The organism is Micromonospora sp. NPDC049301 (assembly GCF_040678715.1).
In the GTDB taxonomy this organism is placed as follows: Bacteria; Actinomycetota; Actinomycetes; order Mycobacteriales; family Micromonosporaceae; genus Micromonospora.
Genome location: NZ_JBFAQO010000013.1, coordinates 62044 through 77522 on the forward strand (window position 1 = coordinate 62044; position 15479 = coordinate 77522).

At 70.9% G+C, this 15479-nt stretch carries 9 protein-coding genes; 7 read left to right on the forward strand and 2 right to left on the reverse strand.

Annotation, left to right across the window (positions count from 1 at the left end):
- The first annotated feature begins 1 nt into the window (after position 1).
- The 4 genes from AB0K07_RS28165 to AB0K07_RS28180 all read left to right on the forward strand — a co-directional run bounded on the left by AB0K07_RS28165 (position 2) and on the right by AB0K07_RS28180 (position 3637).
- The gene (locus tag AB0K07_RS28165; RefSeq protein WP_363759720.1) at positions 2-931 is read left to right on the forward strand and encodes a hypothetical protein; all 930 of its coding nucleotides are present in this window, start codon (positions 2-4) and stop codon (positions 929-931) included.
- 199 nt (positions 932-1130) lie between these two features.
- A complete protein-coding gene (locus AB0K07_RS28170; protein WP_363759819.1) occupies positions 1131-2792 on the forward strand; it encodes a sodium:solute symporter family protein in 1662 nt (553 codons plus the stop codon).
- Positions 2793-2808: 16 nt separating this feature from the next.
- Positions 2809-3117: a hypothetical protein gene (locus tag AB0K07_RS28175; protein WP_363759723.1), complete on the forward strand. Its 309-nt coding sequence runs from the start codon at positions 2809-2811 to the stop codon at positions 3115-3117.
- A gap of 133 nt (positions 3118-3250) precedes the next feature.
- Positions 3251-3637 carry a hypothetical protein gene (locus tag AB0K07_RS28180; RefSeq protein ID WP_363759726.1) on the forward strand — a complete coding sequence of 129 codons (387 nt, stop codon included), beginning with the start codon at positions 3251-3253 and terminating at the stop codon, positions 3635-3637.
- Positions 3638-3757: 120 nt separating this feature from the next.
- Here AB0K07_RS28180 and AB0K07_RS28185 read toward each other — a convergent pair whose 3' ends face one another.
- Positions 3758-5521, reverse strand: a complete 1764-nt coding sequence (locus tag AB0K07_RS28185) for a glycoside hydrolase family 6 protein (RefSeq protein ID WP_363759729.1) — start codon at positions 5519-5521, stop codon at positions 3758-3760.
- 601 nt (positions 5522-6122) lie between these two features.
- Between AB0K07_RS28185 and AB0K07_RS28190 the strand changes: the two genes are divergently transcribed.
- Together AB0K07_RS28190 and AB0K07_RS28195 are read left to right on the forward strand one after the other, a co-directional pair.
- Positions 6123-7286 carry a hypothetical protein gene (locus AB0K07_RS28190; protein ID WP_363759732.1) on the forward strand — a complete coding sequence of 388 codons (1164 nt, stop codon included), beginning with the start codon at positions 6123-6125 and terminating at the stop codon, positions 7284-7286.
- A 1-nt stretch (position 7287) separates the two neighbouring features.
- Positions 7288-7992, forward strand: coding sequence for a class F sortase (locus AB0K07_RS28195; RefSeq protein WP_363759734.1), 705 nt, complete (start codon positions 7288-7290; stop codon positions 7990-7992).
- Positions 7993-8062: 70 nt separating this feature from the next.
- Here AB0K07_RS28195 and AB0K07_RS28200 read toward each other — a convergent pair whose 3' ends face one another.
- Positions 8063-13144, reverse strand: a complete 5082-nt coding sequence (locus tag AB0K07_RS28200; RefSeq protein ID WP_363759737.1) for an NAD-glutamate dehydrogenase — start codon at positions 13142-13144, stop codon at positions 8063-8065.
- A gap of 290 nt (positions 13145-13434) precedes the next feature.
- Here AB0K07_RS28200 and AB0K07_RS28205 point away from each other — a divergent pair, with 290 nt between their 5' ends.
- Positions 13435-15399: a penicillin-binding transpeptidase domain-containing protein gene (locus AB0K07_RS28205; RefSeq protein WP_363759740.1), complete on the forward strand. Its 1965-nt coding sequence runs from the start codon at positions 13435-13437 to the stop codon at positions 15397-15399.
- Positions 15400-15479: the final 80 nt, after the last annotated feature.

A 15479-nucleotide genomic window follows, 5' to 3' on the forward strand; every position in this document is an offset into this window, starting at 1 on the left:
GATGCGCCAGGAAGAGCCGCAGGTGAGCAACGATCATCCGGAGGCCGTCCGGTCCGCGCCGGTGCCGGTGCCGCCGGCCGGTGACCGGGCCGGTCGCTCGGACGTGCCGGAGGACGCCCTGGACGAGCGGGGCACCTTCGACGACCCGTCAGCGACCGACGAGCGGACCGACGAGGGCGGGTTCCATCAGCCCGGGCCGTTGCCGACCGTCTTCGGCGCCACCACGGTGGCCGACGCGGTGGCCGCGTCCGCGCTGGCCAGCCCGCGTCCGCAGGACCAGCCGGACCCCCGGGCCGAGCGGACCGCCGAGCCCGGCGACGGCGCCGAGGGCGGCGAGCGTGAGGGTCTGCGCGCCGACCCCACCGCCGAACTGCACCGCCGGGACACGGGTCGGGAGACCGACGACGCCCGGGCCGACGCGGACACGTCCGCGCGGACGGTCGCCCCGCCGGGAAGCACGGACGGTGGACCCGAGCGGCGCAGTGATCTGACCACGGCCGGCCGCGACCCGGACGCGGCCGCCTACGGCAGCGCCACGCCGGAGATGGTCGATCCGGACGCCGTCTCGCCGGATGCAGACCCGGTTCTCGCCGCCAGTGGCGGCGGCGCCTCGTTGGAGTCGGCCGGCACGTCGCGACCCGCCGGGTCGACCGTGGCGGCCGAGCCGGTCACGCTGCTCGACGCGGACACGGCGCAGCGTTTCCGGGACCGCTGGCGGGACGTGCAGCTCCGCTTCGTGGACGACCCGAAGGCCGCGGCCGGCGAGGCGCAGTCGCTCGTGGAGGAGGCCATCCAGGCGCTCGCGTCCGCGCTGGCCGCGCAGAAGAACGCGCTGGGCGGGTGGCAGGACGCCGGCTCGGCGGACACCGAGGAACTGCGGATGGCGGTACGCCGCTACCGGGACTTCCTGGACCGCGTACTGGGTCGCTGAGCGGACGACCCCGTGGGTGCCCCGGCCAGCCGGCCGGGGCACCCTCGCACGCTCATGAAGTCGCCCGGTCGGTTCGAGTCCGGCCGAGACCGCCCGGGCGGGGCCGAAGACGACGACTCGCCATCGAGGCGTGAAAACACCTGCACCGGGTAATAGGGCGCGCGCGTATCGAACGGGCGGCGGACGAGGGGTGACGGGTATGGACGACGGCGGCGGTCTCCGGCTCGACATGAACGGCCTGGACTACCTCATCCTGGCCCTCTACTTCGTCACCGTCCTCGGGGTCGGCTTCGCCGCCCGCCGGGCGATCCGCACCAGCGTCGACTTCTTCCTGTCCGGCCGCTCCCTGCCGGCCTGGGTGACCGGTCTCGCCTTCGTCTCCGCGAACCTGGGCGCGCTGGAGATCATCGGGATGGCCGCGAACGGCGCCCAGTACGGCGCGATGACGGTCCACTACTACTGGATCGGCGCGGTGCCCGCGATGGTCTTCCTGGGCATCGTGATGATGCCCTTCTACTACGGCTCCAAGGTCCGCAGCGTGCCGGAGTACCTGCGGCTGCGGTTCAACCGCCCCACCCACCTGCTCAACGCGCTCAGCTTCGCCGTGGCCCAGGTGCTGATCGCCGGGGTCAACCTCTACGCGCTGGCCCTGGTGATGCAGGCACTGCTCGGCTGGCCGCTCTGGACCGCCATCGTGGTCGGCGCGGCGATCGTGCTGGCGTACATCACCATCGGCGGTCTGTCCGGGGCGATCTACAACGAGGTGCTCCAGTTCTTCGTCATCCTGGCCGGCCTCATCCCGGTGACCGTGATCGGCCTGGTGAAGGTCGGCGGGGTGAGCGGGCTGATGGACGCGGTCCGCGACTCCAAGCTCGGCGAGGCGGGCCTGCACGCCTGGCAGGACACCGGCACCACCGCCAACCCCCTCGGCGCGCACTGGATCGGCATCGTCTTCGGCCTCGGCTTCGTGCTCTCGTTCGGCTACTGGACGACCAACTTCGCCGAGGTGCAGCGGGCGTTGTCGGCGAAGAACATGAGCGCCGCCCGGCGTACGCCGATCATCGCCGCGTACCCGAAGCTGTTCATCCCCCTGGTCACGGTCATCCCCGGCCTGGTGGCCCTGGTCACGGTGAAGGGCCTCGGCGCGGAGAGCGGCGACCTCCAGTACAACAACGCGATCCCGCTGCTGATGCGCGACCTGCTCCCCAACGGCGTGCTCGGGGTGGCGGTCACCGGCCTGCTCGCCTCGTTCATGGCCGGCATGGCGGCCAACGTGAGCGGTTTCAACACCGTCTTCACCTACGACATCTGGCAGGCGTACATCCGCCGGGACCGGTCGGACGAGTACTACCTGCGGATCGGCCGGTGGGCGACGGTCGCGGCCGTGGTGATCGGCATCGGCACCGCGTTCATCGCGGCGGGGTTCAGCAACATCATGAACTACATCCAGGCGCTCTTCTCCGTCTTCAACGCGCCGCTGTTCGCCACCTTCATCATCGGCATGTTCTGGAAGCGGATGAGCGCGCTGGCCGGCTTCTGGTCGCTGCTGCTGGGCACCCTGGTGTCGCTGAGCCTCTACCTGCTCTACAAGGGCGGCGTCGTCCACTTCAACTCCGACCTGGAGGAGAGCTTCTGGGGCGCCGGCCTCGCGTTCGCCACGGCGGTGGTGGTCGCCGCGATCATCACCCCGCTCACCGCACCGAAACGCGACGAGGAGCTGCGCGGGCTGGTCTACGGCATGGGCGGTGTCGACCTGAAGGGCGACGTGCTCGCGGGCGACGCCGTCTGGTACCGCTCCCCCGTGCTGCTGGGCGTGATCGCGGTCGCGCTGGCCGCCCTGTTCTACATCCCGGTCTTCTAGGAAAGGGGTTCGGCAGATGAGCAACGACGGCCAGCCGGCACAGGACCCGCTGATCGACGAGACGCAGGAGGAGCAGCGCCGCTCCGCCGCCGCGCGGCTGTTCGACATCCGCCGGGTGATCGGTGGCCTCTTCGTGGCGTACGGGATCATCGTGACCCTGATCGGCATCTTCGACAGCCGGGCCGAGATCGACAAGGCCGAGGGCGTCCGGATCAACCTGTGGGCCGGCCTGGTGATGCTCGCCTTCGGCCTGCTCATGCTGCTCTGGCAGTGGCTGCGCCCGGCCGAGCCGCCCGCCCCGAACGAGCAGAACCCGGGCAGCTGACCGACGGCCCCGCGCGTCGGCCACCGTCGGGTGGTCGGCGCGCGTCGGCCTGCCCGGGACGCGGGGCATGGGCGCGGCCCGAGAGGGTACGCGAGGGGGATCAGGCAACGTGTCGGACACAGGAGGCAGCACCATGACCGATCGCGATCGCCGACCGCCGCTGGAGGAGAGCCCGGAGATGGCCGCGGCGGTGGACGATGACAGCACCGTCCCGCAGCTGCAGACCGGGGGCGGCCCGGACCGGGACACCCCGGCCTTCGCCGAGCCCCGCAACCGGCCGGACGACCTCGCTCCGGACACCGACGACCTGCTCGGCGACCCGTACGCTGCCGGCACCGGGGCGACCGGAACGGGCACCGGCGCCGGCAGGGACAACATCCGTACCGGCGCGGAGCAGCCCTGGGAGCCGGAGGACCTGGTGATGGCCCGCGGGCAGGACCTCACCCCGGAGAACCTGGACAAGGCGCGTCGCGACCTGGCCGAGCAGGGACGGGCCGCCATCGAGCGAACCGTGCCCTGATCCGGGCGTACGGGGTGGGTCCCCGGCCCGACCGTGACGGTCGGGCCGGGGACCCGGGAAACCTGCCGCCGGCAGTGCCTCACCTACTGCCGGGGGCGGGTTGGTGCGGGAGCGGTCCGGTCAGAGCGCCGGGTACGCGTTGCGCATCAGCTGCTGGAACTGGGCGGAGAACCACGCGCCGGAGATCGGCGCGTCCGGCAGCGCCCCGGACGGGTTGTTGCCGTTGCGGGCGTTACCGCCGTAGGTCGGGTCGCACATCCGGTCGAAGCCCTTGCCCTCGTTGTTCGGGATCTCGCGGCTGGAGCCGTCCGACTCACCCGGGGGCTTCACCCAGACGTACGCGTCGATGCCCGGCTCCGGGTTGGCCCGAGGCCGCTCGCCGAGGCCGGCGCCGGACTGGTTGCACCAGTTGCCGAGGTGGACCCTGCGGTCGATCCGGCCCCCGTTGACGTAGGTGTCCACGCTGGTCGTCGCGCCCGGTCCAGTGGGCCGGGCGGAGCCGCCCCAGCCGTTGCGGGAGGTGTCGATCAGCATGCCGATGCCGGAGTTGAAGCCGACCTGGACCAGCTTGTCGCGGAAGGCCTGCGCGAAGGACAGCTCGTCGACGTAGAAGTTCCAGTCGATCCACTTGGACTGCCGCACGGACTGGCCGTTCACGTTGTCAGTGATCTTGATGTACGGCTCCCGCAGGGCGGAGTAGTTCGCCGTGTTGACGATGAACCCGTGCACGTTGTTCACCGTGCTGCCGGAGGCGACCGCAGCGCTCTTGAGCATGTCGGCGGTCGGGCCGAAGTTGCTGTCCCAGCCGATCCAGCCGTGGTGCGCGGCGTCGATGTAGTTGTACACGTTGCCGATCGCGCCCAGCTTGGCCAGGGCGTAGCCGACGCCGTTGACGTACGCGCCGTTGGCCTTGACCGTGTCGCACATCGCCGTGCCGCCAGCCTGCCCCGAGGTGTTGGTCACCAGGTTCGGCAGCGAGTCGATCTCGATGATGTTGATGATCCGGATGTTCCGGTACTTCGGGTCGGCCTGGATCGCGGCGATCGGGTCGATGTACTCGGCCTTGTAGCGGGGCAGTTCGTTCGGGCCCAGCTCACCGTTGGAGGCGAGTGCGGCGCAGTCCCGGCCGGGCAGGTTGTAGATCACGAACTGGATGTAGCCGGCGCCCTGGCGCAGCGCCTCCTCCAGGTGGTCACGCACCCCGAATGCGCCGTTGGAGCTGCTGTCCGGGGTGCCGTTGATCGCGGCGATCCGGTCCAGCCACACAGCGGTCGGGTTGTTGGAGACCCGGCTTCCGCCCGGCTCGGCGTCCGCCTTGGCCTTCCACTCCGGGTTCACGTAGCCGCGGACCCCGGCGTACGGGTTGTCCACCTTGCTGCCGCTGGGCGGTGGCGTGGTCGGCGGCGGGGTGGTCGGCGGGGGCGTGGTCGGCGGCGGGGTCGTCGGCGGCGTGGTGCCGCCGTTGCAGGTCACCCCGTTGAGCGTGAACGCGGTGGGCTTGGGGTTGCTGCCGCTCCACGCGCCGTTGAAGCCGATGCTGGTCGACGCGCCGGTGGCGAGGCTGCCGTTGTACGACAGGCTGCGCGCGGTGACCTGGCTGCCGGACTGGGTGAACTCGGCCGACCAGCCCTGCTGTACCCGCTGGCCGGAATTCGGGAACGTCCAGCCGAGCGTCCAGCCGTTGACCGGGTCGCCGAGGTTCTTGATGGTGATGCTCGCGGTGAAGCCACCGGGCCACTCGTTCGACGAGTAGGCGACGTCGCACTGGGTCGCGGCCTGCGCCGCGGTGACGGGAATCGTCACCAGCCCGCCGGCGACCAGGGCACCCGCGCCGGCGAGCGCGAGGGCCCGGCGTGGGCCGGACAGCCTTCTCCACACATTCATGCCACTGATCTCCTTGGGCGAGACCGGGCTCGCGTACGGCCCGGCGAGACGGCCCGGTGGGCGTCCTGGACGGACGGCCGCCGGCGCCAACGGGGATTCTTCGGGGTGCCCGACCCGGACGGGCGGTGGTGGTGAACGACCGGCACGTGGCCGGTCGGCGGCGGGATGTCGTCCGGCGGACCGGATGCCCTCGACGCCCTGCCTGCGCGGTGTGGCTCCCCGAACCGCGTGCGCCGATTCTTGCATGGGAGCGCTTCCATGGCAATGGCTCGATGCGTGGTGACAGTGACACGTCGGCCCGAGTCGGACGATACCTGCGAGGAGGCCCGAGCGGTGCGAGTGTGCCCGGCGGGGCCGGGACCGGATGACCTGGCCGAGCAGGGCACTGCCAGCGCCGAACATCGCGGGTCGAGCAGAACGCTTGCGGGGCACCCGAGACGGTGCCGAGCGCGACGAAAGCGGCGTAGCACCCTTTAGCCGCGTATCAGCAATAAAGGTCAAAACACGAATGTTTCCCTGCATAGGTCATGAAACCGTCTAACGTCGGTCTTAGCTCGGTTGTCGCCGGGCTCAGGACAACAGGGATGGAGTGACGCAGGTCATGGCTAAGAAGATGCTCGGGAAGGTCGTCGCGGGAGCTGCGCTCGGTGGCGCGTCGCTGCTGGTGTTCACGCCGGGGATCGCGTTCGCCGATGGGCACCACGACAACGGCAAGGACCGTGACGGCAAGGTCCACGCCAAGCCGCACGTCGTGAAGGCCGGCGACGAGGTCAAGCTCCTCGAGATCTGCCCGGATCGCCAGGAGCACGCGTTCGTGTGGTCCAAGGTCACCGGCAAGGTCAAGCTCAAGCCGGTGCACCAGGACCGGGGCGACGACCGCGGCGAGTGGAGCGAGGAGGACTCCTCAGGCCACGACGACAAGGGCAAGGACGAGCACGGCAGGGACGACAAGGGCAAGGACGAGCACGGCAAGGACCACAACGGCAAGGACGAGCACGGCAAGGACGACAAGGGCAAGGACGAGCACGGCAAGGACGACAAGGGCAAGGACGAGCACGGCAAGGACCACAACGGCAAGGACGAGCACGGCAAGGACGACAAGGGCAAGGACGACGAGGGCAAGGACGAGAACGGCAAGGACCACAACGGCAAGGACGAGAACGGCGGCTACGGCGGCGGCGCTGCCGCCGACGACAAGCGGGACGACAACGGCAAGGACTGGAAGGGCGACGAGCACGGCCAGGACGCCGAGGACAGCCGCGACAAGAAGGACTGGGAGTCCAAGGACGAGGACAAGAAGGACCGGGAGTCCAAGGACGAAGACAAGAAGGACCGGGACTCCAAGGACGAAGACAAGAAGGACTGGGAGTCCAAGGACGAAGACAAGAAGGACCGGGACTCCAAGGACGAAGACAAGAAGGACCGGGACTCCAAGAACCACGACGAGTACGGCTCGGACGAGCGCGGCGACCACGGCAAGGACGGCCGGGACGAGGACCGCTGGGAGCACAAGCGGGACTTCGTCTACTACGGCGAGGCCAAGGTCGACAAGGACGCCCGCCCGGGTCGCTACGAGCTCAAGGGCTCGTGCGGCGAGGGTGAGCTCGTCGTCCACCCGCGCGGCGGGGTCGACGGTGGTGACGGTGGCGCGAGCACCGGCACCGACCGTGGCCTGGCCACCGGTGGGGCGAGCCTGCTGGGCGCTGCCGCGCTGGGCGGGATCGTGCTGATGCGTCGTCGGCGGACCGATGGTTCGCTCGTCTGACGTGACGACGACACGGGCCGGCGGCCGTCACGGGAAACCGTGGCGCGCCGCCGGCGCGGTCGTCGTCGTCACCCTCGCCATTGTCGGTGTTGGCATGATCGGCGCCTCCATGAAGACCACGCCTGCTCCCCGCCCGCCGCAGCCGCTGGCCCAGTCTGGTCCCGAGGTCACCGGGCCGGCGGGCACCGGCACCGATGTCCCGCCGGTCGACGGGCAGCCCGTCGCGGAGGGGGACGTCCCGGCTGGGCTGGAGCGATCCGCTCCGACCAGCATCGAGATTCCCCGGATCGGCGTCAACGCGACGCTCATGTCGCTGGGCACCAACGCGGACGGCACCGTCCAGGTCCCCCCGCTGGAGCAGGCCGACAAGGCCGGCTGGTACGAGCCGGGCCCGAGCCCCGGCGAGACCGGCAACGCGGTCATCGTCGGGCACGTGGACTCGGCGAAGCTCGGCCCGGCCGTCTTCTTCGATCTCGGCTCCCTCGTCCCCGGCGACACCATCTCCGTTCGGCGCGCGGACGGCCGACCGGCCGCCTTCAAGGTCGACTCGGTGAAGTCGTACCCGAAGACGTCCTTCCCCACCGAACTCGTGTACGGGCCGAACGACCGGCCCGGCCTGCGGGTGGTCACCTGCGGTGGTCAGTTCGACGAGGCCGCCAAGAGCTACCCGGACAACGTGGTCGTCTTCGCCACCCTGGTGACGTGATCCCCGACAACGAACGCGGTCCGGCCGGTCGGGTCACCCCGACCGGCCGGACCGCGTCCGGCGTACCGACTCAGGCGGCGGCGGAGGTCCGCACCAGCGTGCGGATCTGGCGCAGCAGCACCGACAGGGCGGCGAGATCCGCCCGCGACTCGTCGAACTCCCCCATGGCCCGGCGGGCGCGGTGGATGGAGGTGGCGTTCGACTGCTCCCACTGCTGCACCCGCTCGTGCGGCGGCAGCTCGTCCGGGGTGGAGTCGAGCACCTCCGCGGTGAGCGCGGCGAGCGCGGCGTACAGGTCGTAGCGCAGCGCCATCCGGGCCAGCGTCTGCCAGCGGTCCTCCCGCGGCAGCAGGGAGATCTTCGACAGCAGCGAGTCCACCCGGAACAGGTCGGAGAGCACGAAGTAGACCGAGGCCACCTCGCTGACGTCCCGCTCACTGCGGGTCGCGGTCTCCACCACGTCCATCAGACCGAAGCTGTACATCAGCCGGGTGGCGCGTTCCGCCAGCTCCCGGGGCAGCCCACGCTCGGTCATCGAGTCGATGTGCGCCACGATGGCCTGCCGCTCGGTGCCGTAGAACAGCTCCTCCAGCCCCGGCAACAGCCGGGAGACCCCGTCGCGCAGCCGGGCGATCTCGCCCGGCACGTCGATCGGCGAGCGCCGGTTGGAGACCAGCCACCGCACCGCGCGGTCGAGCAGCCGCCGGGTGTCCAGGTAGACGTTCGTCTGCAGTTCCGGCGCCACCTTGTTGTCCAGCGCCTCGACCGCGTCCCACAGCTCGCGCAGCCCGAACACCTCGCTGACCACCACGTAGGCGCGGATGACGTCGGCCGCGCTGGCCGCGGTCTCCTCGACCACTCGGAAGACGAACGAGATGCCACCCCGGTTGATCGCCTCGTTGACCAGCACGGTGGTGACGATGTCCCGGCGCAGCCGGTGCCGGCCCATCCGGTCGGCGAACCGCTCGCGCATCGGCGTCGGGAAGTAGTTGACCAGAACCTCGGTCGTCCACTCCTCGTCGGCCAGCCCCTCGGTGAGGATCTCCCGTTCCAGGACGATCTTCACGTACGCGAGCAGCACCGCGAACTCCGGCGCGGTCAGGCCGGACTCGCTGCGGACCGCCAGTTCCTCGTCCGGCGGCAGCGCCTCCAGTGCCCGGTCCAACGCGCCCGAGCGCTCCAGATCATTGATCATCCGGCGGTGCACCGGGAGCAGCGAGGCGGCCTGGGCCTGGGCGTTGTTGATCGCCCGTGCCTGGTCGTAGTTGTCCCGCAGCACCAGCTCCGCGACCTCGTCGGTCATCTCGGCCAGCAGCTCGTCCCGGGCAGCCGTGGTCAGCTCCCCGTCGGCGACCGCGGTGTTCAGCAGGATCTTGATGTTCACCTCGTGGTCGGAGGTGTCCACCCCGGCCGCGTTGTCGATGAAGTCGGTGTAGATCCGGCCACCGGTCAACGCGTACTCGATCCGGCCGAGCTGGGTCCAGCCCAGGTTGCCGCCCTCGCCCGCCACCCGGCAGCGCAGGCTGCGCCCGTCCACCCGGATCGCGTCGTTGGACTTGTCGCCCACCTCGGCGTTGGTCTGGCTGGACGCCTTGACGTAGGTGCCGATGCCGCCGTTCCAGAACAGGTCCACCGGCGCGGTCAGGATCGCCTTCATCAGCTCCTGCGGCGACATCTGCGTGACGTCGTCGTCGAGGCCGATGGCCGCCCGGACCTGCGGCGTGATCGGGATGGACTTGGCGGTACGCGAGAAGATGCCGCCGCCCGCCGAGATCAGCTCCCGGTTGTAGTCCTCCCACGAGGACCGGGACAGGTCGAACAGCCGCCGGCGCTCCGCGTACGAGGTGGCCGGGTCCGGGTCCGGGTCCAGGAAGATGTGCCGGTGGTCGAAGGCGGCCACCAGCCGGATGTGCTCGGAGAGCAGCATCCCGTTTCCGAACACGTCGCCGGACATGTCGCCGACACCGACCACGGTGAAGTCCTGGGTCTGGGTGTCCAGGCCCAACTCCCGGAAGTGCCGCTTGACCGACTCCCAGGCGCCCCGCGCCGTGATCCCGATCTTCTTGTGGTCGTAGCCGGCCGAACCGCCGGAGGCGAACGCGTCGCCCATCCAGAAGTTGTGGGCCTTGGAGATCTCGTTGGCGATGTCGGAGAACGTCGCCGTGCCCTTGTCCGCCGCCACCACCAGGTACGGGTCGTCGCCGTCGTGCCGGACCACGTCGACGGGCGGCACGATCTGCCCGCTGGCGATGTTGTCGGTGACGTCCAGCATCGCGCCGACGAACTCCTGGTAGCAGGCGACCGCCTCGTCCCGGTCGCCCGGCTTCTGCTTCAGCACGAAGCCGCCCTTGGCGCCCACCGGCACGATCACGGTGTTCTTCACCATCTGCGCCTTGACCAGGCCGAGCACCTCGGTGCGGAAGTCCTCCCGACGGTCGGACCAGCGCAGCCCGCCCCGGGCCACCGGCCCGAACCGCAGGTGCACGCCCTCGAACCGGGGCGAGTAGACGAAGATCTCGAACTTCGGCCGTGGGGCCGGCAGGTCCGGAAGGGCCTGCGGGTCGAGCTTGAAGGCCACGTACGCCTTCGGCCGCCCGTCCGCGCGCTTCTGGTAGAAGCTCGTCCGCAGGGTGGCCTCGATCAGGGTCAGGTACGAGCGCAGGATCCGGTCCTGGTCGAGGCTGGCCACGTCGTCCAGCGCGGCCCGGATCGTCTCCACCAGCTCACCGCTGCGCTGCTGGCGCTGCTCGGTGCTGAGCTCACCCGGCGCGAACCGGGTCTCGAAGAGCTCCACCAGCAGCGCGGCGAGCTTCGGGTACGCGATGAAGGTCTGCTCCATGTAGTCCTGCGAGAAGACCGTGCCGGCCTGCCGCAGGTACTTGGCGTACGCCCGCAGCACCACCACCTGTCGCCAGGTCAGCCCGCCGCGCAGCACCAGCTCGTTGAACCGGTCCACCTCGGCCTCGCCGCGCCAGGCCGCCGCGAACGCGTTCTCCACGTGCGGGCGCACCTCGGCCAGCTCCTGGTGCCCCTCGGGCAGCAGGAGGCCGAAGTCGTAGAGGTACACCCGGCCGTCGATCCGGTCCACCTCGTACGGGTGCTCGTCGACCACGCGGACGCCGAGCGAGTGCAGCACCGGCAGGACTGCGGAGAGCATCATCGGCTCGCCGTACCGGTAGACCTTGAACCGGACGTCCATGGCCTCGACCAGGTCCGCACCCGGAACGCGGGTGCCGGGCCGGGGTGCGAGCTGCTTGCGGAACAGGTGCATCTCGAGCTGGCCGGGCTCCTCCAGCAGCTCCAGCTTGGCCAGGTCCTTCATCGCCTCGTACGGCGTGTGCCCGTCCTTGTAGCCCTCGGGGAACGCGTCGGCGTAGCGGGCGAACAGGTGCTTGGCCTGCTCGTCGCCGAGCTTGCGCTCCAGCACCAGCCGGTAGTCGTCGTCCCAGAGCCGGGTGGCGTCGGCCAGCTCCTCGGCGAGCAGGTCGGCGTCGATCTCGCCGGGCGGCCGAGTCGGGTCGGTGCGGACGATGAAGTGGACCCGCGCCAGCATCGACTCGGTGACCCGGGTGGTGTAGTCCACCCCGACACCGTTCAGCTCACGCAGCAGGATGTCCTGCATCCGCAGCCGGTTCTGCGTGGTGAACCGGTCCCGGGGCAGGTAGATCAGGCAGGAGATGAACCGCCCGTAGGCGTCCCGGCGCAGGAAGACCCGCAGCTGCCGGCGGCCGGCCATCCGCAGCACGCCGATCACCGCGTGGTACAGGTCGTCGGTCTTGATCTGGAACAGCTCGTCGCGCGGGTAGGTCTCCAGAATCTGGAGCAGGTCCTTGCCGGAGTGGCTGCGCCGGCTCAGGCCGGAACGGTCCAGGACCTCGGCCACCTTCCGGCGCACCACCGGCAGCTCCCGCACGCTGGTGCGGTACGCGGCGGTGGAGAACAGCCCCAGGAAGCGCCGTTCGCCGATCACCTCGCCGGCCTCGTTGAAGATCTTGAAGCCGATGTAGTCCAGGTACGCCGAGCGGTGCACGGTGGCCCGCGAGTTGGCCTTGGTGATGATGAGCAGGCGCTTCTCCAGCACCTTCTCGTGGGCCTCGGGCGTCATCGAGGACAGCGAACGGGCCTCCGGGGAATCCGACCGCAGGATGCCGAGACCGGTGCCGAGCACCGCCTCCAGCGCCTGGCCGTCGACCGCGTCGGCGCCGTCGCCGCCGGGTGCGTCCACCAACCGGTACTCGCGGTAGCCGAGGAAGGTGAAGTGGTCCTGGGCGAGCCAGCGCAGCAGCTCCACCGAGTCCGTGATGTCCTTCTCCGGCACCGGCGGGCGATTGTCCGAGGTACGGGCGGCGGCCAACTCGTCGGCCAGGGCCAGGGCGCGCTGGCGCATCTTCGGCCAGTCCTCCACCGCCTCGCGCACGTCGGTGAGCACCCGCTGCAACTCACGACGCAGACGCTCCCGCTCGGCCGCGTCCCGGACCGGGTCGATCTCGATCCGCATCCAGCTCTCGATGATGTCGCCGGCGATCGCGTCGTCCGGCTCCACGTCCGCGGAGACCTCGGTGAGACGGCCCAGCGGCTCGCGCCGGACGACGACCAGCGGGTGCACCAGCAGGTGCACGTCGAGGTGGTACGAGATGAGCAGCGCGGTCACCGAGTCGACGAGGAAGGGCATGTCGTCGGTGACGATCTCGACGACCGTGTGGTGCTGGTCCTCGTGTGGTTCGTGGATCCGCAGCTTCAGCTCGCCGGGCACCCGCTGCTGGGCGAGATCCCGGTGCGCGCGGGCGGCGTCGAGCATCTCCTCCGCCGTGAAGCCGACCAGCTCCTCGTCCGGGGCGAACCGCCAGAAACGCCCCACCAGGGTCGCGGCGTCGTGGTCGTCGCCGGCGAGCGCGACAGCCTGGGCCACCAGGCGCTCCGCGTTGGGCACCGGTTCGTCGAGCTCGGCGTCCTCCACGTCGTCGGCCAACGCCTCTGTCGGCAGGCCCAGCTCGTAGATGGTGTCAATGCTCGACCCGGTCAGCCCGGTCACTCCCGTGTCGAGCCGGCCGTTGCCGTCCCCGTCGGTCGCGGAATCGAAGCTGTCGTCGTCCCGGCCGGAGTCATCCTGCCGGAGGTCGGGTTCCGGTTTGATCGCCGGACGCCGGTCCATCGGTGCCACTCCCCTCGACCCACCGCGTTGTGGGTCACTCTGCCGCCCAGCCTAGGCCCTACCGCTCTGCGCCTTCGTCGGTGGACCACCGGCCGGACGTCCGGATCGGGACTCTGTCCTTTCACCCGTTGCGGGTCCGAGGTTGGCCGGTTGCGGGATACCCCCCTACGCGATGTTCATCACACCGGCGCGGTCCGTCTTTCCACACGTGGGGCGGCAGCACGGGACGGTCCGGACACCCTGCGCGTACTACCGTGCAGGGGCAGTCCGAGATCGGAAGGACCCGCTCCATGCCCTTGTCCTACCCCCGGCCCCACCGACCGAATCACCGGCGCGGCCTCGCCGCCCTCGCCGCGACCCTGCTCAGCGCCGGTCTCCTGGCCGCCTGCTCGGGCGAGGACGGGCCGCAGCGCACCGTCGACGCCTTCCTCTCCGGCTGGCGCAGTGGTGACCTCCAGGCGGTCGGGCTGGTCGACACCACCGGCGGCAAACTGCCGGCGGCCGAGGTGACGCGCGAGATCAAGGAGCTCTCCGGCGAGCTGGCGGCCACCCCGCCCACGCTGACCCGCCGGGGCGAGCCGAAGGTCACCGCCGACACGGCGACCGCGACCATTCACGTGGAGTGGCCCCTGCCGGGCGACACCCGCTGGGCGTACGACCGGGAGGTGCGGCTCACCCACGGCGACGACGACCAGTGGCAGGTGATCTGGGAGCCCCGGGTGGTTCACGAACAGCTCACCAAGGGTGACCGGCTGGCGCTGCGCCGCGACACCGGTCCCCGGGCCGGGCTGCTGGACGCCGCGGGCCAGCCGATCGTGGCACCCCGCCCGGTGGTCCGGGTGGGCGTGCAGCCCAGCGAGGTCACCGACGTCAAGAAGCTGGTCAAGGACCTCGACGCGGCCTTCAAGGCGATCCGCCCGGCGCTGGTCCCCGCGGTCGACCTGGCGGACCTGCCCGCGCGGGTGGCAAAGGCCCAGCCGGGTGACTTCGTCGAGGTGGTGACGCTGCGCGACGAGGCGTACCGGCAGATCAAGCCCAGGATCTACGACCTGCCCGGCACCAAGTTCATTTCCGACAAGCTCGACCTGGCACCGACCCGGGAGTTCGCCCGGGCGCTGCTCGGCTCGGTCGACCCGGCGCAGGCCGACGACCTGGCCGCGCACCCCGACCGGTACGTCGCCGGTGACCTGGTCGGGCACGGCGGGCTCCAGGGCCGCTACGACGAGCGGCTGCGCGGCGCCCCGGGTGTCACCGTGCTGGTCGAGCGCCCCGCCGAGGACGGCAAGCTCGCGCCCACCGGCGCCGAGCTGTTCCGCCGGGAGCCGCAGCCCGGGCAGCCGTTGAAGACCACCCTGGACGTGGCCGCCCAGAACGCCGCCGACGGGGCGCTGCGTGCCGAGGCGCGCCGGTCGGCGCTGGTGGCGGTGCGGATCAGCGACGGCGCGGTGCTCGCCGCGGCGAACGGCCCCGGGCCGGCCGGGGAGAACCTGGCCTTCGACGCCCAGGTGCCGCCGGGCTCGACGTTCAAGATGGTCAGCGCGCTGGGCCTGCTGGATCGGGGGGCGGTCACCCTGGACGGGCCGGTGAACTGCCCGAAGACCTTCACCGTGGACGGTCGGTCCTTCAAGAACTCGGACAACTTCGCACTCGGCCCGGTGCCGTTCCGCACCGACTTCGCCAAGTCCTGCAACACGGCCTTCGCCGCGCTGGCCCCGAAGCTGGGCGGTGACGGGCTGGCCGCCGCCGGCCGCTCGCTGGGCCTGGAGGGTCAGTGGGACCTCGGCACGGACGCGTTCACCGGCAAGGTGTCGGCGGGCGGCAGCCCGGCCGAGCAGGCCGCCGCCTCCTTCGGGCAGGGCACCACCCTGGTCAGCCCGTTGGCGATGGCCGGCGCCACCGCCGCGGTCGCCCGGGGCCGCTTCGAGCAGCCGAAGCTGCTGGTCGACCCGGCGCCGGCCAAGCCGGCCGCGGCCGGCGAGCCGCTCAAGGCGGAGTCGGTCGCGGCGCTGCGCACGATGATGCGCGAGGTGGTCACCGCCGGCACCGGCAGCGCGCTGAAGGACGTGCCGGGCGGCGAGGTGTACGGCAAGACCGGCACCGCCGAGTACGACGACAACCCGGCCCACACGCACGCCTGGTTCGTGGGCTGGCGGGGTGACGTCGCGTTCGCCGTCTTCGTCGAGAAGGGCGGCGCCAGCACCGCGTCCGCCGTCCCGATCGCCGAGCGCTTCCTGCGCGCCCTCCCGGCCCGCTGACCCACCGAGCGCTGCGCTGATCCACTCGATGTCACCGATGTCGGGGTATCCGAGCCACCTGGACACCCCGACATCGGCGA